16 protein-coding genes and 4 tRNA genes are annotated in these 17028 nt (G+C 63.7%); 15 read left to right on the top strand and 5 right to left on the bottom strand.

Annotated elements, in window-relative coordinates; all coding sequences use genetic code 11:
* Positions 1 to 34: 34 nt before the first annotated feature.
* The 6 genes from ACMGT0_RS23675 (at position 35) to ACMGT0_RS23650 (ending at position 1438) form a co-directional block, all read left to right on the top strand.
* Positions 35 to 110, top strand: a tRNA-Glu gene (locus ACMGT0_RS23675).
* Between the two features lie 2 nt (positions 111 to 112).
* A tRNA-Gly gene (locus ACMGT0_RS23670) sits at positions 113 to 188 on the top strand.
* A 104-nt stretch (positions 189 to 292) separates the two neighbouring features.
* Positions 293 to 368 (top strand) — tRNA-Glu (locus ACMGT0_RS23665).
* 3 nt (positions 369 to 371) lie between these two features.
* Positions 372 to 447: transfer RNA gene (locus tag ACMGT0_RS23660), tRNA-Gly, on the top strand.
* Between the two features lie 437 nt (positions 448 to 884).
* Positions 885 to 1157 (top strand): CopG family ribbon-helix-helix protein, encoded by a 273-nt coding sequence (locus ACMGT0_RS23655; RefSeq protein ID WP_054061411.1) that lies wholly within the window; start codon positions 885 to 887, stop codon positions 1155 to 1157.
* Positions 1145 to 1438 (top strand): type II toxin-antitoxin system RelE/ParE family toxin, encoded by a 294-nt coding sequence (locus ACMGT0_RS23650; protein ID WP_416770053.1) that lies wholly within the window; start codon positions 1145 to 1147, stop codon positions 1436 to 1438. Before ACMGT0_RS23655 ends, ACMGT0_RS23650 begins: the two co-directional genes overlap by 13 nt.
* A gap of 270 nt (positions 1439 to 1708) precedes the next feature.
* On the opposite strand, the gene ACMGT0_RS23645 is transcribed toward ACMGT0_RS23650, so the two are convergent.
* Positions 1709 to 3445 carry a dipeptidase gene (locus tag ACMGT0_RS23645; protein WP_416770051.1) on the bottom strand — a complete coding sequence of 579 codons (1737 nt, stop codon included), beginning with the start codon at positions 3443 to 3445 and terminating at the stop codon, positions 1709 to 1711.
* 174 nt (positions 3446 to 3619) lie between these two features.
* The gene (locus ACMGT0_RS23640; RefSeq protein WP_416770050.1) at positions 3620 to 4261 is read right to left on the bottom strand and encodes a LysE family translocator; all 642 of its coding nucleotides are present in this window, start codon (positions 4259 to 4261) and stop codon (positions 3620 to 3622) included.
* 118 nt (positions 4262 to 4379) lie between these two features.
* Here ACMGT0_RS23640 and ACMGT0_RS23635 point away from each other — a divergent pair, with 118 nt between their 5' ends.
* Positions 4380 to 5330: a LysR family transcriptional regulator gene (locus ACMGT0_RS23635; RefSeq protein WP_054063015.1), complete on the top strand. Its 951-nt coding sequence runs from the start codon at positions 4380 to 4382 to the stop codon at positions 5328 to 5330.
* Between the two features lie 149 nt (positions 5331 to 5479).
* Here ACMGT0_RS23635 and ACMGT0_RS23630 read toward each other — a convergent pair whose 3' ends face one another.
* Positions 5480 to 5887: a PA2817 family protein gene (locus ACMGT0_RS23630; RefSeq protein WP_017905788.1), complete on the bottom strand. Its 408-nt coding sequence runs from the start codon at positions 5885 to 5887 to the stop codon at positions 5480 to 5482.
* Between the two features lie 109 nt (positions 5888 to 5996).
* Positions 5997 to 8444 carry an acyl-CoA dehydrogenase gene (locus ACMGT0_RS23625; RefSeq protein ID WP_416770047.1) on the bottom strand — a complete coding sequence of 816 codons (2448 nt, stop codon included), beginning with the start codon at positions 8442 to 8444 and terminating at the stop codon, positions 5997 to 5999.
* A gap of 227 nt (positions 8445 to 8671) precedes the next feature.
* On the opposite strand from ACMGT0_RS23625, the gene ACMGT0_RS23620 reads away from it, so the two are divergent.
* The 4 genes from ACMGT0_RS23620 (at position 8672) to ACMGT0_RS23605 (ending at position 11886) form a co-directional block, all read left to right on the top strand.
* Positions 8672 to 9331, top strand: coding sequence for a transglutaminase-like domain-containing protein (locus ACMGT0_RS23620; protein WP_273825744.1), 660 nt, complete (start codon positions 8672 to 8674; stop codon positions 9329 to 9331).
* Positions 9332 to 9374: 43 nt separating this feature from the next.
* Positions 9375 to 9998, top strand: coding sequence for a glutathione S-transferase family protein (locus ACMGT0_RS23615; protein WP_054061438.1), 624 nt, complete (start codon positions 9375 to 9377; stop codon positions 9996 to 9998).
* A gap of 179 nt (positions 9999 to 10177) precedes the next feature.
* Positions 10178 to 11110, top strand: a complete 933-nt coding sequence (locus ACMGT0_RS23610) for an ABC transporter ATP-binding protein (protein WP_054061437.1) — start codon at positions 10178 to 10180, stop codon at positions 11108 to 11110.
* On the top strand, positions 11107 to 11886 hold the full coding sequence (locus ACMGT0_RS23605; RefSeq protein ID WP_054061436.1) for an ABC transporter permease: 780 nt from the start codon (positions 11107 to 11109) through the stop codon (positions 11884 to 11886). The genes ACMGT0_RS23610 and ACMGT0_RS23605 overlap by 4 nt, the downstream gene beginning before the upstream one ends.
* Positions 11887 to 11895: 9 nt before the next feature.
* On the opposite strand, the gene ACMGT0_RS23600 is transcribed toward ACMGT0_RS23605, so the two are convergent.
* Positions 11896 to 12420, bottom strand: a complete 525-nt coding sequence (locus ACMGT0_RS23600; protein ID WP_416770044.1) for a DUF2062 domain-containing protein — start codon at positions 12418 to 12420, stop codon at positions 11896 to 11898.
* A gap of 136 nt (positions 12421 to 12556) precedes the next feature.
* Between ACMGT0_RS23600 and ACMGT0_RS23595 the strand changes: the two genes are divergently transcribed.
* The 4 genes from ACMGT0_RS23595 to lpxK all read left to right on the top strand — a co-directional run bounded on the left by ACMGT0_RS23595 (position 12557) and on the right by lpxK (position 17003).
* Entirely contained in the window at positions 12557 to 14770 is a 2214-nt protein-coding gene (locus tag ACMGT0_RS23595; RefSeq protein ID WP_416770042.1) for a DNA internalization-related competence protein ComEC/Rec2, read from the top strand.
* Positions 14771 to 14932: 162 nt separating this feature from the next.
* Entirely contained in the window at positions 14933 to 15568 is a 636-nt protein-coding gene (locus ACMGT0_RS23590; protein ID WP_054061405.1) for a MotA/TolQ/ExbB proton channel family protein, read from the top strand.
* Positions 15565 to 15993, top strand: coding sequence for an ExbD/TolR family protein (locus ACMGT0_RS23585; RefSeq protein WP_054061406.1), 429 nt, complete (start codon positions 15565 to 15567; stop codon positions 15991 to 15993). The genes ACMGT0_RS23590 and ACMGT0_RS23585 overlap by 4 nt, the downstream gene beginning before the upstream one ends.
* Positions 15993 to 17003: a tetraacyldisaccharide 4'-kinase gene (gene lpxK, locus ACMGT0_RS23580; protein ID WP_416770039.1), complete on the top strand. Its 1011-nt coding sequence runs from the start codon at positions 15993 to 15995 to the stop codon at positions 17001 to 17003. Before ACMGT0_RS23585 ends, lpxK begins: the two co-directional genes overlap by 1 nt.
* Positions 17004 to 17028 lie beyond the last annotated feature (25 nt).

Here is a 17028-nt window from a genome sequence, read left to right as displayed (position 1 = left end):
AGCGAAACGCGGCAGGGAGTGAATGTTGTAGCGTGTCCCCTTCGTCTAGTGGCCTAGGACACCGCCCTTTCACGGCGGTAACAGGGGTTCGAGTCCCCTAGGGGACGCCAATGCGGGAATAGCTCAGTTGGTAGAGCACGACCTTGCCAAGGTCGGGGTCGCGAGTTCGAGTCTCGTTTCCCGCTCCAATTTTAAACGGTCTTGCCTTCGGGCAGGGTCGAGTGAAACCAGGGTCAGGTCTTCGGATGTGATTCTGGGCACCGTAACACACACCATGTGTTCCGGGTAGCGTGTCCCCTTCGTCTAGTGGCCTAGGACACCGCCCTTTCACGGCGGTAACAGGGGTTCGAGTCCCCTAGGGGACGCCATTTGCGGGAATAGCTCAGTTGGTAGAGCACGACCTTGCCAAGGTCGGGGTCGCGAGTTCGAGTCTCGTTTCCCGCTCCAAATTAAATGAAAACGCCGCTCAGCAATGAGCGGCGTTTTTGTTCGTGCGCGTTATTCAGGTCTTCGGCGACGAGTGTCTCGCCTGATGGTGGTCCGAACGGATCGCGATGCCGTCGTCTCCTTGTGTGTCAATCCCTCCCTTGCCGTTGCGAGCAACTGCTCCTGCAGGCGAAACAGGAAGCCTGTTTCGAACGCGTGTCGGTTGTCACCGGCGGCGCAGTCCTGCCGTGCCTGGGAGAATTGCTCCCAAATCTAGTAGTCGGACCCTGCCTACGCAGTAGATGTATGTGTCTTGTTATTTCGTAGGCCTTTTCTTTTTGCCAGGCTCGGGAGTGGCTCGTACCCGTTCATCAGGCTGCTTTTGGATGAATGGACGGGGTACAGTGTGCTTGTTACCTTATTCAAAGGTGATACCTATGAATATATGAGAAGACGACATGGCGACCTCGATCAAGATCGATGAGGACTTGAAGCTCCGCATCCAGCAACTGGCGGGAGCCCGACAACGCTCGGCGCACTGGATCATGCGTGAAGCTATCTCTCAGTATGTGGAGCGAGAGGAGGCGCGGGAAAGTTTCAAGCAGGAAGCGTTGGCCTCATGGAGGGCCTACCAGGAAACGGGACAGCATTTGACCGGGACCGAGACCCGCGACTGGCTTAAAACCTGGGGGACCGAGGAAGAATCGGAGCTTCCCAAGTGCCACGATTGATTGTGACGGCGGTTGCCGCTGAAGGGTTGGAGCGTTGCCGTTGTTTTCTGCTGGATAAGGATCGTCAGGTCTCACGCAGGGCGGCTCAAGTCATTGAGCAGCAATTGATGCGTCTGGGGACGGATCCACTCATAGGTAGACCCTTCGTTGAATTACCTGAGTTGCGCGAGCTGGTCATTGCTTTTGGTGATGGCGGCTATGTTGCACTCTACCGCTTTGTTCCTGCGGAAGAAGCGGTGTATGTCCTGGCCTTCCGGCATCAGCGGGAAGCGGGTTACTGACAGGCACTGGTTGGCCGACATGAGTCGTGTTCACCGACCAGGTCTAGGCTGTGTACGAAATTGTTTGAAACGCAGGTTAGGCAAGGCAAAAACCGGCGAGGAAGCGGAGTTTACTGGAGTAAATGAGCATTCCGAGCCGGTTTTTAACGCCGCATAACCAAGTTTCAAGCGATTTCGTACATAGCCTAGAGTCGCCGGGTCGGTGCTGCAAGGTTGTGTTCCGGACTGCATGAAGAAAGGACCCGCTGTAGCCGCGGGCCCTGAATGCCATCAGAGCTTCGGCAACTGCCCGATGCGGCCCATCATCTCGGTGACGATCTGCAGGTCCAGTTGGAACTGCTCCACCGTCTTGAACTCGTTGTCGGTGTGCCCGGTGTACTTGACCTCCGGCCGGGCCAGGCCGAACTGCACACCATTGGGCAGTTCATGGACCGAAGTCGCACCGGCAGAGGTGCCGAACCTGTGCGGCATGCCGAGGTTCTCGCTGGCCACCGCAAGCAGTGCCTTGACCCACTCACCCTCGGGGTTGCGGTACATCGGTTCGGCGATCTTGTAGTCGAAGGTCACTGCCACATGGGTCTTGCTGCTCCAGGCCTCGAGCTTTTCGGCGATTTCGGACTTGAGCACCTGCGGGCTCCTGCCCTTCGGTACCCGCAGGTTGACCGCCAGCTTGAGAACCTTTTCATCCAGCCCGACATAGGTCAGCGAGGTGGTCAGCGGGCCCATGAAGTCATCGGCAAAACCGACGCCCAGCTTGTTGCCCAGGTAGTCCAGCCCCCAGTTGTCGGCGGCGTAGCGGGCGGCATCGGTGATGTGGTTGTGCTTGAGCGCGACCTTGCCGTCCAGGCTGTGGATGAAGTCCAGCATCCGCGCCACCGGGTTGACGCCCGATTCGGGTTCGGAGGAGTGGGCGGAAACGCCGGTGACGGTCAGCGTGACATCCTTGCCGGCAACCTTGGCAGTCACCTCGAAGTTGTCGCCATGTTGCCTGACATACTCGGCGCCGGCCTTCTGCAGGCTGGCAGCCAGTTCGGCAGGCTGGTCGGTGACCAGGGTGGCGACCGATGCCGAAGGGATCTGATTGGTCGCCAGGCCGCCGGTCAGCGCGGTGATCTCGGCGCCCTGGCCTTCGGCAGCGCGCCGGCTAAAGCGGGCCATGACGGTGCCGTAGCCTTTTTCGGCGATCACCACCGGGTAGCCGCCATCCAGCGCCAGGTTGTAGTCGGGGGTCGGGTTGCGTTCGAAGTAGTAGGGGATGGCGTCACCGCTGGTTTCCTCGGTGGTGTCGATCAGCAGCTTGAAGTTTCTTGCCAGCGGCAGCTTCTCTTCCTTGATGATCTTCATCGCGTAGAGCGCCACCACGATACCGTTCTTGTCATCCTCGGTGCCGCGGCCATACATGCGGTCGCCGATCAGGGTGACCTTGAAGGGATCAAGGCGGGTGCCGTCCTTCAGGACCCAATTCTCCGGGGTCACCGGCACTACGTCGGCATGGGCGTGAATACCTACGACTTCCTTGCCGCTGCCGTCGAGGGAGATTTCGTAGACGCGGTTGTCGATGTTGCGAAAGTTCAGGTTGAAGGACTGTGCCAGGCTCTTGATCCTGTCGGCGATCCGGATGAACTCCGGGTTGTCGTGCTGCTCCACGCCGTCGACGCGAAAGGTCGGGATCTCGACCAGTTCGCGCAGGGTTTCGGTGGCGGCCTTGCCATACTTCACCCGTGCATACAGGCCGAGCAGGCGGTGGATCTCGTTCTGCTGTTCGGGGGGCAGGCTCTTGTCGCCCAGGAACGCGCTGATGGCCGGGCCCAGGTTGGCGCTCTTCGCCAGCTCGCTCTTGCCCAGGCTGCCGAGGAACTGCCGGAAATCCGTGACCGAAGTGTCGCTGAAGGACTTGAGAATAGCCTCGTTCTGTTGTGCGCTGAGGTTGGCCGAGGCGGGGATGGCGAGCGCCGAGAGACCGGCCAGCAGCGTGGCGCAGGCCAGTCGTTTGAGTGCGAAGTTCATTGCAGGAGGCATTCCTTTGCAAGCGGATTGTGGGAAATATCTGATCGATCAGACAAAAACCTGTTCAAGCTAACACCTTGAGCGCGTGATAAGGGAGCCCTTGTCCGTCGATTTTTCGCACAACTGTCGTGCAAATCTGCTTGCAGCACGCCTTCCATGTCGGCGCGGTCGGGCTTACAGGGACAGTACCAGCCGCCCGGCAAAGAGGATCAGCACGACGCCCATGCTGCGCTCGAACCAGTGACCCATTCTCAGGAAGGCCTGGCGTACCCGCTCGCTGGAAAACAGCAGGCTGACCAGGATGAACCACAGCGCGTTGACGGCGCACATCCAGAGCCCATAGAGCGCCTGGATCTGCAGCGGTGTCGAGGTGCTGACCACCGTGGTGAAGATCGCCAGGAAGAACAGCGTCGCCTTGGGGTTGGTGGCGTTGGTCAGGAAACCGGTTGAAAAGGCCTTGAACAGGCCCTGGCGCGGCGCTCCATCCGTCGCCTGTGCGGCGATGTCCGCCCGGGCCGCCTGCGGTTTGCTCCTGAGCAGGTTGAGGCCCAGGTAGAGGATGTAGCCGGCCCCGATGACCTTGGCGACATGCAGCAGCCAGGGTGCGCTGTTCATCAATGCGCCGACGCCCAGCAGCGTGTACAGCACATGCACCGAGATGCCGGCGCCAATGCCGATGGCCGTGAGCAGTCCGACCAGCCGACCGAAGCGTACGCTCTGGCGGATGGTCACGGCGAAGTCCGGGCCGGGGGCGACCACGGCGAGAAAATGGATGGTCGCCAGGGCGATGAATTCAGGGAGGTACTGGGAGTGCATGACGGTTTCCACGGGGCAGTCGTTGAGGGGCGGGGCGCTGATCAGCCTTGTCGGTGGCCAGTATAAAAATGGCCTGGACATGTGATAATCCACTCAAATCTCAATGGACCTGTGCGTCATGAGCATGAATCCACCCCTGGCACTGCTCGGCGAAATGGCGATTTTCGTCAAGGTGGTCGAGACTGGCAGTTTCTCCGAGGCGGCCCGTCAGCTCGGCTCGTCACCTTCGGCCGTCAGCCGCTCGATCGCCCGCCTGGAAAAGGCCCTGGCAACCCGACTGCTGCAGCGCACCACGCGCAAGCTGCGCCTCAGTGAAAGCGGCGAGGAGACTTTCAAGCGATGCCGGGAGATGGTCAATGCGGCCCGCTCGGTCATGGAGATCAGCGGTCAGTACACCGACGAGGCGCAAGGCCTGGTGCGCGTCAGCGTGCCGAAGGCGGTGGGGCGCTTCGTGGTGCACCCGCACATGCCGGCGTTTCTGCGACGTTATCCACAGGTCGACGTGCAGATGATTCTTGAAGACCGTCCCGTCGACCTGATCGAGGACAATGTCGACCTGATCCTGCGCATCACCGATCACCCACCGGTGGGGCTGGTGGGGCGCCAGTTGATGCCCATCGAGCACCTGCTGTGCGCGACCCCGCACTACCTGGCCGAGCACGGGACGCCGCGGCATCCCCATGACCTGTTGGAGCACAGTTGCATCTATCTGGGGGATACGCCCAACGATTCGCGCTGGAAATTCAGGCGGGGTGGCAAGACGGTGACGGTTGGCGTGCGCGGGCGCTATGCGGCCAATCATACGGGGGTGCGGCTGGACGCGGTACGGCAGCATATCGGCATTGGCAGCCTGCCGTATTTCACGGCCAAACATGCCCTGGAGCGGGGCGAGATCGTGCAGGTATTGCCGCAATGGACTTTCCTCGCGTCCTACCATGGCGGGCTGTGGCTGCTGTATCCGCCGACGCCCTACCTGTCGCCGAAGTTGCGGGTGTTCATCGATTATCTGGTGGAGTGCCTGGCGCGGGAGCCGACCCTTAAATCCGCCCAGGCCTCGGTATCACCTTGACCCGGGAGGCGCAACGGGCCTTGCAGGAGCCGGGCTTGCCCGCCAAGCTTTTAGTGTCCTCAAGGACCTCTTCGCGGGCAAGCCCGGCTCCTACAGGGCGGCGTCAGGCCACGGGGCGCAATTGACCCTCGGAGAGGGGAGGCGGGAAATCAGTGCTTGCTGTCCTGATCCGACAGCGCCAGCAACTGCTTTTCCTGGTTCCAGTCGAACGGCTCGTCGTTCTGTTCGGCTTCGTAGCGGCGCTCTTCCAGGGCCTGGTAAAGGTCCAGTTCCTCGTCGGGCATGTAGTGCAGGCAATCGCCGCCGAAGAACCACAGCAGGTCGCGCGGGACCAGATGGGCGATCTGCGGGTAGCGCTGGATCACCTGGCACAGCAGGTCCTGGCCCAGGTACTGGCTTTCGATCGGATCGACCGGCAGTTGCGCGCGCAGTTCATCGAAGCGCTCCAGAAACAACGCGTGGCTTTCCTCGGGCACCTGTTCGGCTTCGCCGACGGCGACCAGGATGCTGCGCAGGTGGTCGAGCAGGACCAGATGATCGGCAAGTACGTTGGACATGGCAGGGGCCTCAAGAATAAAACAGGCGCGGGAGTATAAAGCTCCGCACGCCTGTTGTCCCGTCGGGCGAGGCTGGGCGACGGACGGAGCGTCGCCGGCCGCTGGGCTGTCAGCGCACCTTGCCCGCGCTCGGGCTCAGTTCCTCCTTGCTGAAGTCGTCCACGTCGATCACCCTGCGCCGTGCCGCTTCGGCTTCGCGCAAGGCTTGCGCCTCGCGTGGTTGCAGCACTCCGGCTTCCAGGCCCGCATCGATCGCCGATTCCCCGGGGGCCGGCGCGAGCTGGCCGCTCCTGAGTGCCGTGTGCAGTTTTTTCTGCGCTTCATGGCTGGCGGCCAACAGGTCGTGGGCTTGCTGCAGGGCACCCACCGGATCGTCCGCCGCTTGCGGGCGATAGCAGCCGGCGAGGATCGCTTCCAGGGCCGGATCGCCCTTGGCTCGGCCCAGCACGGCGGCGACTTCGGCGTCGAGGGCGTCCGACGGCCCGGTATGCCGGCGGCCGAACGGGAACACGATGACCCGCAACAGGCAACCGAGCATTCGGCTTGGGAAGTTGCGCAGCAGTTCGTCCAGGGCCCGTTCGGCATGGCCGAGGCTTTCTTCCAGGGCCCAGGCCAGCAGCGGGTCGAGTGCTTGCGGCGAGTTCAGGTCGTGATAACGCTTGAGCGCCGCCGAGCCGAGATACAGGTGGCTGAGCACATCGCCCAGGCGGGCTGACAACCGCTCGCGGCGTTTCAGCTCGCCACCGAGCAGCATCATGCTCAGGTCTGCCAGCAGGGCGAAGGCCGCCGCCTGGCGATTCAGGGCCCGGAAATATTTCTGGCTCAGGCGGTTGCCCGGTGCCGCTTCGAAGTGTCCGAGCCCGAGGTTCAGCAGCAGGCTGCTGCCGGCATTGCCCACGGCAAAGCCGATATGCCGCAGCAACAAGCCGTCGAACTCCTTCAGTGCCTGGTCGTGGTCCTCGCGGGCGGCCAGGGCCATTTCCTTGAGCACGAACGGATGGCAGCGAATCGCCCCCTGGCCGAAGATCATCAGGTTGCGCGAGAGGATGTTCGCGCCTTCGACGGTGATGAAGATCGGCGCACCTTGCCAACTGCGGCCCAGGTAGTTGTTGGGGCCCATGATGATGCCCTTGCCGCCGTGGACATCCATGGCGTGGCCGATGCACTCGCGGCCGCGTTCGGTCAGGTGGTACTTGAGGATGGCCGACAGCACCGAGGGCTTCTCGCCCAGGTCCACGGCATTGGCGGTGAGCATCCGCGCACTGTCCATCAGCCAGGCATTGCCGCCGATTCGTGCCAGGGCCTCCTGGATGCCTTCGAAGGCGGCCAGCGGCACGTTGAACTGCTCGCGCACCTGCGCGTACTGGCCGGTGACCAGGCTGGTGAACTTGGCCGCGCCGGTGCCGACCGCCGGCAGCGAGATCGAGCGGCCCACCGACAGGCAGTTCATCAGCATCATCCAGCCCTTGCCGAGCATGTCCCGGCCGCCGATGAGGTAGTCCAGGGGGATGAACACGTCCTTGCCGGCGTTCGGGCCATTCATGAAGGCGGCGCCCAGCGGCAGGTGACGACGGCCGATCTCGACGCCCGGGGTATCGGTGGGGATCAGCGCGAGGCTGATCCCCAGGTCCTCCTGCTCACCGAGCAGATGGTCCGGGTCGTGAGCCTTGAACGCCAGGCCGAGCAGGGTGGCGACGGGGCCGAGGGTGATGTAGCGCTTTTCCCAGTTCAGGCGCAGGCCGAGGACCTCCTCACCGTTCCAGTCGCCCTTGCAGACCACGCCGGTATCCGGCATCGCCCCGGCATCGGAGCCCGCCAGTGGCCCGGTCAGGGCGAAGCAGGGGATGTCGTCGCCGCGGGCCAGGCGTGGCAGATAATGGTCGCGTTGCGCTTCGGTACCGTAATGCAGCAGCAGTTCCGCCGGCCCCAGGGAGTTGGGGACCATGACGGTGGAGGCCAGGTCGCCGCTGCGGGTCGCCAGCTTCATCGCCACCTGGGAGTGGGCATAGGCAGAGAAGCCCTTGCCGCCGTACTCCTTGGGAATGATCAGGGCAAAGAAGCCGTGCTCCTTGATATGCGCCCAGGCTTGCGGCGGCAGGTCCATGTCCTGGCCGATCTGCCAGTCGCTGACCATGGCGCAGAGTTCTTCGGTCGGGCCGTCGATGAAGGCCTGCTCTTCCTCGGTCAGTTGCGCCTTGGGATAGGCCAGCAGCTTGTTCCAGTCCGGGCGACCGCTGAACAGTTCGCTATCCCACCACACGGTGCCGGCATCGATGGCATCGCGTTCGGTCGCGGACATCGGCGGCAGGACCTTGCGGAACCAGGCGAACAGCGGGGCCGTGAACAACCGGCGGCGCAGGTCGGGCAGCAACAGGGGGGCGGCGACCGCCGCGAGGAACAACCAGAGCACCAGCATCAGGCCGCCGGGGGCATGACCGAGGGTTCCCATCGCCAGGAGATACAGCGCCACTGCGCCAAGGGCGGGCAGCGCGGCGATGCGCCGGTGTGCCAGGTAGGCGACGCCGAGCAGCAGAACCAGTATCCACAACAGCAGCATATTCAATCCTCCATGAGACAGGGCAAAAACACTTCAGAGCTTAGTCGGCATCCGGCAAGCCGGATGCCGGGGCTGTGTATCCAGATCGGTGGGAGCGGGCCGCCGGACGGATGCCGCCGCGCACTGCCCGCAAGAAAGGCACGGTGGGTCTGTGACTTGGCCGAATCGTCGTGCCCGGCGCGCGGTGCCCGGGGCTAGACTCGAGACTGGCCACGGGGACTGCGCTCATGCACGAGTATCTGAATCCAGGACGCTTCATCGATAGTGACCACCCGGCGGTGATGGAGTTCGCCGAGAGTCGTCGCGGCGCCAGCCGCGACCCGAGGGAACAGGCCATCAGTCTGTACTACGCCGTGCGTGATGAGGTTCGCTACAACATCTACGCCTTCAGCCGCAACCCGCAGACCTTGTGCGGCAGCCATGCCCTGGCGCTGGGGCAGAGCTACTGCGTGCCCAAGGCGACCCTGCTTGCCGCCTGCGCCCGGCACTGCGGGATACCGGCCCGGATCGGCCTGGCGGACGTACGCAATCACCTGTCGACGCCCCGGGTGCTGGAGTTGCTCAAGAGCGAAGTGTTCGCCATGCACGGCTATACCGAGCTCCATCTGGACGGACGCTGGGTCAAGGCCACGCCGGCTTTCGACAAGGGGTTGTGCGAAGCCTTCGGGGTGATACCGCTGGAATTCGACGGGCATAGCGACAGTGTGTTCCATCCCTACACCCATGATGGCCAGCGGCACATGGAATACCTGCGCGACCACGGGCAGTTCGCCGATGTGCCGCAGGCGTTGTTCTTCGGTCATCTGGCCGAGTGTTATCCCCACCTGTTCCTCGCCGACGCGCTGCCCTTGCGAGGTGACATGCGCGGCGATTTGAGTCGTGGCTGATCGGGCGTAGACTGCGTCGGCATTTATCCTGTGAGAGGCCGTCATGCTGAAGATCTGGGGTCGGAAGAATTCGTCGAATGTCAGGAAAGTACTATGGATTGCCGAGGAGCTGGGACTTTCCTACGAGTCCATCGATGCCGGTGGTGCCTTTGGTGTCGTGAACACGCCGCAATACCGTGAGAAGAATCCCAATGGCCTGGTGCCGATGATCGAGGATGGCGACTTCGTCCTGTGGGAATCCAACGCCATCGTCCGCTACCTGGCGGCCAGGCACGCCGCCAACCCGGTCTGGTCACCGGCGGACTTGCAGGTGCGGGCCCGTGCCGAGCAGTGGATGGACTGGGCCACCTCGTCCTTCGTCGCGCCGTTTCGCGTGGTGTTCTGGGGCGTCATGCGCACGCCGGCCGAGCAGCAGGACTGGACCGCGATCAACGCCGGCTTGCAAGCCTGTGGCGAGCTTCTGGCCATGGCCGACCGGGCTCTGGCGCAGCAGCCCTACCTGTCCGGCCAGGAGATCGGCCTGGGCGACATTCCCCTGGGCAGCTTCATCTACGCCTGGTTCGAGATGCCCATCGAACGACCGGAGTTGCCCCATTTGAGTGCCTGGTACGAGCGCCTCAAGCAACGTCCGGCCTACCAGCGTGCGGTCATGACCGCTTTGACTTAATAGCTACTATTAACGCGGGTTGCTGTACTTGTGCGGCGTAGCCAAGCACCATAGTCCTGGCGCGCCGCTATTGTTCACGACCCGGCGTGCCCTTATATGGGGCTATGGAAGGCCGGCCATGCGGTTGGTTTTCGCGCAGTTTCCCGACTTTTTCCTTCCTTCTTGGTGCATCGTCCGCTATGAGTTCCGCTCTGTCCATCCGGCAGCTAACCAAAACCTACGGCAACGGTTTCCAGGCCCTGAGTGGTATCGATCTGGACGTCGCCGAAGGTGATTTCTTCGCCTTGCTCGGCCCCAACGGTGCCGGCAAATCCACCACCATCGGCATTCTCTCGACCCTGGTGAACAAAACCAGCGGCACGGTGAATGTCTTCGGCCACGACCTGGACCGGCAACCCGCCGCACTCAAGCGCAGCATTGGCGTGGTGCCGCAGGAGTTCAACTTCAACCAGTTCGAGAAGACCTTCGACATCGTCGTGACCCAGGCCGGCTACTACGGCATCCCGGCCAAGGTCGCCAAGGAGCGCGCCGAGCAGTATCTGACCCAGTTGGGCCTGTGGGACAAGCGCGACGTGCCGTCCCGTTCGCTGTCCGGCGGCATGAAGCGCCGGCTGATGATCGCCCGGGCACTGGTGCACGAGCCGCGCCTGCTGATCCTCGACGAGCCGACCGCCGGGGTCGACATCGAGTTGCGTCGTTCGATGTGGACCTTTCTCACCGAGCTGAACGAGAAGGGCATCACCATCATCCTCACCACCCATTACCTGGAAGAGGCCGAACAGCTGTGCCGCAACATCGGCATCATCGATCACGGCACCATCGTCCAGAACACCAGCATGCGCCAGTTGCTCAGCCAGTTGCATGTCGAGACCTTCCTGCTCGACCTCAAGCATGCACAAACCGTCGCACCTAGCCTGATCGGCTACCCGAGCAAGCTGCTCGACAGCCATACCCTGGAAGTGCAGGTGGACAAATCCGTGGGCATCACCGAACTGTTCGGCCAACTGGCCACGCAGCAGATCGAAGTCCTCAGCCTGCGTAACAAAACCAATCGCCTTGAGGAACTGTTCGTGTCACTGGTAGAAAAGAATCTGTCGAAGGTGGCGGTATGAGTTCGGAGCTGCAGGCCAACCTGGTCGCCCTCAACACCATCGTCTACCGGGAAGTGCGTCGCTTCATGCGGATCTGGCCGCAGACCCTGCTGCCGCCGGCCATCACCATGGTCCTGTACTTCGTGATCTTCGGGAACCTGATCGGCCGGCAGATCGGCGACATGGGTGGCTTTACCTACATGGAGTACATCGTGCCGGGGCTGATCATGATGTCGGTGATCACCAACTCCTACGGGAACGTGGTCTCGAGCTTCTTCGGCAGCAAGTTCCAGCGTTCGATCGAGGAGCTGATGGTGTCGCCGGTTTCGCCGCACACCATCCTCGTCGGCTACACCCTGGGCGGTGTGCTGCGCGGCCTGATGGTGGGGATCATCGTGACCCTGCTGTCGCTGTTCTTCACCCACCTGCAGGTCCATCACCTGGGCGTGACCCTGCTGGTGGTGGTGCTGACGGCGACGATCTTCTCGCTGCTGGGGTTCATCAACGCGGTGTTCGCGCGCAACTTCGACGACATCTCGATCATCCCGACGTTCGTGCTGACGCCACTGACCTACCTGGGCGGGGTGTTCTACTCCATCAGCCTGCTGCCGCCGTTCTGGCAGACCGTATCGCTGGCCAACCCGGTGCTGCACATGGTCAACGCCTTCCGCTATGGCATTTTAGGGGTATCGGACATCCGTATCAGCGTGGCCATCGCCTTCATGCTGCTGGCGACCGTGGTGCTGTATTTCGGTTGCGCGCGGCTGCTGGTCAGCGGGCGCGGCATGCGCCAGTAATCTGCAGGATCATCCCTTGGCACGGCGCTGTTCCCGGCGCCGCTGCCATTGCCGGGCCACCCACCAGCGCCAATAGCTCATCGTCAGGCAGTAACCCAGGACGGCCAGCAGCAGCCCCAACAGCACCGAACCCAGCAGAAAGGGTTGCCACAGCGTCGACAGCTGGTCGCTGATCCACGCCCAGGTCAGTTCGTCCGGCAGGCTGCGTGGCGGCAGGTTCATCACCCAGCTTCCCAGCTTGTAGGTGCAATAGAAGATCGGCGGCATGGTCAGCGGGTTGGTCAGCCACACCAGGCTGACGGCGATCGGCAGGTTGCCGCGCAGAAAAATCGCCAGGCACGCCGCCAGCAGCATCTGCAACGGGATGGGTATCAGTGCGGCGAACAGGCCGACCGCCATGGCCCGTGACACCGAGTGGCGATTGAGGTGCCAGAGGTTCGGATCGTGGAGCAGCTGGCCGAAAAATCGTAAGTGCTTGTGTTCGCGGATGCTCTGCGGGTCGGGCATGTAGCGTTTGAATAGGCGACGCGGCATAGGGCTTCTCGGTCGGTTCAAGCGGGCAGTATGCCCGGATTCTACTGACGACCCATTCAGACATTGTGACAATTGATAAAGCAGCTGCCGGCCAATCGGGCTATTCCGAGAACTGAACGGGTTCATGGAGTGAGAGATGCGCACAGGGATGTTGGCGCTGGCGGCGGGCCTGCTGAGCCTGCGTTTTCTGCCGCAGTTGCCTCCGCTCGGGTGGCTGCCGGTGTTGTCGCTGCTCGGCCTGATGCTGTTGCCGTTTCGCAGCTATCCGGTCGCGCTGGTGCTGTTCGGTTTCAGTTGGGCCTGCCTGCAGGCTCACCTGGCCTTGAGTGACCGCCTGGCAGCGCAGCTGGACGGCCAGACACTGTGGCTGGAAGGGCAGGTGGTGGGACTGCCGGAAAACGATGGAGCAGTGCAACGCTTCGTGCTGGAAGACGCGAGCTCCCGGCGCACGCTGCTGCCGCGGCGCATGCGCCTGGCCTGGTACGGCGGGCCCGCGGTCGGCAGTGGCGAGCGCTGGCGGCTGGCGGTCAAGCTCAAGTCGCCGAGCGGGCTGCTCAATCCCCATGGCTTCGACCGTGAGGCCTGGTTGCTGGCCCAGCGGATCGGCGCCACCGGTACCATCAAGGACGGCCAGCGACTGGCCGCATCGCCAGGGTCCTGGCGCGACGGGATTCGTCTGCGCCTGCTGGCGGTCGATGCCTGGGGCCAGTCGGCGACCCTGGTGGCGCTGGTGCTGGGCGATGGTTCGGGTTTGTCGCCTGACACCTGGCGCGTCCTGCAGGACACCGGCACCGTGCACCTGCTGGTGATTTCCGGGCAGCATATCGGGCTGTTCGCCGCGCTGGTCTATGCCCTGGTGGCGGGGCTGGCGCGTTATGGCCTGTGGCCGCGGCACCTGCCCTGGCTACCCTGGGCCTGCGGCCTGGCCTTTGCCGCGGCGCTGGGCTACGGATTGCTGGCCGGCTTTGGCGTCCCGGTGCGCCGGGCCTGCGCGATGATCGGCATGGTGCTGCTCTGGCGCCTGCGCTACCGCCATCTGGGGGTGTCGTGGCCGTTGCTGGTGGCGCTGAACCTGGTCCTGCTGGTCGAGCCCCTGGCCAGCCTGCGACCGGGTTTCTGGCTGTCGTTCGCCGCAGTGGCGGTGCTGATCTTCTGTTTCGCCGGCCGGCTGGGGGCCTGGAACCTCTGGCAAACCTGGACCCGCGCGCAATGGACCATCGCCCTCGGCCTGCTGCCGTGGCTGCTGGCGCTCGGCCTGCCCATCAGCCTCAGCGGCCCGTGGGTCAACCTGGTTGCGGTGCCCTGGATCAGCCTTGCGGTACTGCCGCTGGCCTTGCTCGGGACCCTGACCTTGACGCTGCCCTGGATCGGTGAAGCGCTGTTGTGGCTGGCCGGCGGCCTGCTGGAAATCCTGTTCCAGGGATTGGCCCAGGTGGCGACACGGGTACCGGCCTGGCTACCCGGAACCCTTGCACCCTGGGCCTGGGGCCTGGGCAGCCTGGGTGTTCTGCTGTTGTTGCTGCCCGCGGGCGTGCCGTTACGGCCCCTGGGCTGGCCGCTGGTGGCCATGGTGTTGTGCTCGCCGCCGTCCAGGGTGCCGCAAGGGCAGGCCGAAATCTGGCAACTGGACGTCGGGCAAGGCCTGGCGATCCTGGTCCGTACCCGCCATCACAACCTGCTGTATGACGCGGGGCCGCGCTTCGGCGCGTTCGACCTGGGCCAGCGGGTGGTCCTGCCGACGCTGCGCAAGCTGGGGGTACGCGAGCTTGACCTGATGCTGATCAGTCACGCCGATGCCGACCATGCCGGTGGTGCCCTGGCGGTCCGCAACGGTATGCCGGTGAACCGGGTGATCAGTGGTGATGCCCCGGGATTGCCGGCACCCCTGCATGCCGGTACCTGCCCCAGTGGCGAGCGCTGGCAATGGGACGGAGTGAGTTTCGGGCTCTGGCAATGGGCCGCGGCGCAGGATAGCAACCAGCGTTCCTGCGTGCTGCAGATCGAGGCCCGGGGGGAGCGGCTGCTGCTGACCGGAGACATCGACACCCACGCCGAGCAGGCCTTGCTGGACAGTCCGCTGGCGGTCGCCACCGACTGGCTGCAGGCCCCTCATCATGGCAGCCGCAGTTCCTCGTCGATGAGCTTTCTCCAGCGACTGGCGCCGAGGGCCGTGCTGATTTCCCGGGGTCGTGGAAACAGCTTCGGCCATCCGCATCCGCAGGTGATGGCTCGTTACCAGGCATTGGGGATGGCGGTACATGACAGTGCCGAGCAGGGTGCGGTGCGCCTGGTGCTGGGGGCTTTTGGCGATGCGCAGTCGCAGCGCGAGGACAAGCGATTCTGGCGTTGATCCGATAGAGGGCTGAGCACTCCAGTCCCCTTGTGGGGGTGCCGGTGCAGCGTGATTCAAATAGCCCAGGGTTATTAAACCGCTCCCTGATGCGACATCACGTTCTTCGGCCCGGCCGACCCCTATGTTAGAGTGGCGCACTTTTTCGAGGGGGCTGTCACTGTGTGGGAATTGGTCAAATCCGGCGGCTGGATGATGTTGCCGATCATTCTGAGTTCCATCGCCGCCGTGGGTATCGTCGCCGAGCGCCTGTGGACCCTGCGCGCCAGCCGGGTGACCCCGGAGCATCTGCTGGGGCAGGTCTGGGTGTGGATCCGCGACAAGCAGCTGGACAAGGAAAAACTCAAGCAACTGCGCGCCGATTCGCCCCTGGGTGAAATCCTCGCCGCGGGCCTGGCGAACTCCAAGCACGGTCGCGAGATCATGAAGGAGTGCATCGAAGAGGCCGCCGCCCGGGTGATCCATGAACTGGAGCGCTACATCAACGCCCTCGGCACCATCGCCGCCATGTCGCCGCTGCTCGGCCTGCTCGGTACGGTGCTGGGCATGATCGATATCTTCAGCTCGTTCATGGGCTCGGGCATGACCACCAATGCGGCCGTCCTCGCCGGCGGTATCTCCAAGGCTCTGATCACCACCGCGTCGGGCCTGATCGTCGGTATTCCCGCGGTGTTCTTCCACCGCTTCCTGCAACGCCGCATCGATGAGCTGGTGGTGGGCATGGAGCAGCAGGCGATCAAGCTGGTCGAAGTGGTCCAGGGCGACCGCGATGTTGAAATGCCCGGGGGCAAAGCGTGAAGTTCCGCCGCAAGCCCCGGGAAACCATCGATATCAACCTCGCCTCGCTGATCGACGTGGTGTTCGTCCTGCTGCTGTTTTTCGTGGTCACCACCACCTTCACCCGCGAAACCCAACTGCGGGTCGACCTGCCGCAGGCGGTCAGCGGTTCGCCGGCGGAGGATCAACTGGTCAAGCAACTGGACATCGCCATCAGCGCCGATGGCGTATTCTCGGTGAACAACCAGATACTGCCGAAGAATGACCTGTCGACCCTGATGGAAGCGTTGCAGAAGGAGTCCAACGGTGACACCAACATGCCGCTGTCGATCAGTGCCGACGGCAAGACCCAGCACCAGGCCGTGATCACCGCGATGGACGCCGCCGGCAAGCTCGGCTTCAGTCACTTGCGCATGACCACCGTCGAGGCGGCGCCGGCGCCCTGATGGCTCTCTCGGACCGTTTGTTGCGCGCCTGGTACGAGGGCCATCCGGCCCTGACCCTGCTGCGCCCGCTGGAGTGGCTGTATCGTCGCGTGGTCGATGGCAAGCGCGCCCGCTTCGTTGCCGGCGCAGGCGACATCTACCAGCCTGCGGTGCCGTTGATCGTGGTCGGCAACATCACGGTCGGCGGTACGGGCAAGACCCCGATGATTCTCTGGCTGGTCGAGCATTGCCGGCGTCGCGGCCTGCGTGTGGGCGTGGTCAGCCGTGGTTACGGCGCCAGGCCGCCGAGCCTGCCATGGCGGGTACGTGCCGAGCAGTCCGCGGCGGTAGCCGGCGACGAGCCGCTGCTGATCGTCCGGCGCAACAATGTGCCGCTGATGATCGATCCGGATCGCAGCCGCGCGGTGCAGGCCCTGCTGGCCGAGGAACAGCTCGACCTGATCCTCTCCGACGACGGCCTGCAGCATTACCGCCTGGCCCGCGACCTGGAACTGGTGCTGATCGACGCCGCCCGTGGCCTGGGCAATCGCCGCTGCCTGCCCGCCGGCCCCCTGCGCGAGCCGCTGGAGCGCCTGCAGAGTGTCGACGCGCTGATGTACAACGGCGCCGACGCCGATCGCGGCGACGGTTTCGCCTTTCGCCTGCAGCCGACCGCTCTGGTCAATCTGCTGAGCGGCGAACGCCAGCCGCTCGACCACTTTCCCGTCGGCCAGGCGTTGCACGCGGTGGCCGGCATCGGTAATCCGCAACGTTTCTTCAATACCCTCGAAACGCTACACTGGCAGCCTGTGCCCCACGCCTTTGCCGATCATGCCGAATACAGCGCGCAGGCCCTGAGTTTCACGCCGTCGCTGCCGTTGGTCATGACCGAAAAGGACGCGGTGAAATGCCGGGCGTTCGCGGCCGCCGACTGGTGGTACCTGGCGGTCGACGCGGTGCCTTCCGAAGCGTTCGTGGCCTGGTTCGACACGCAATTGCTGCGTCTGCTGCCCGATCGTCTTTTGCCCTAAACCCCTTTTTATCCAGGGAACTCCT

It is taken from the genome of Pseudomonas sp. RHF3.3-3 (assembly GCF_048069595.1).
GTDB classification, from domain to species: domain Bacteria; phylum Pseudomonadota; class Gammaproteobacteria; order Pseudomonadales; family Pseudomonadaceae; genus Aquipseudomonas; species Aquipseudomonas fuscovaginae_B.
This window is presented reverse-complemented; position numbering and strand designations above follow the sequence as displayed.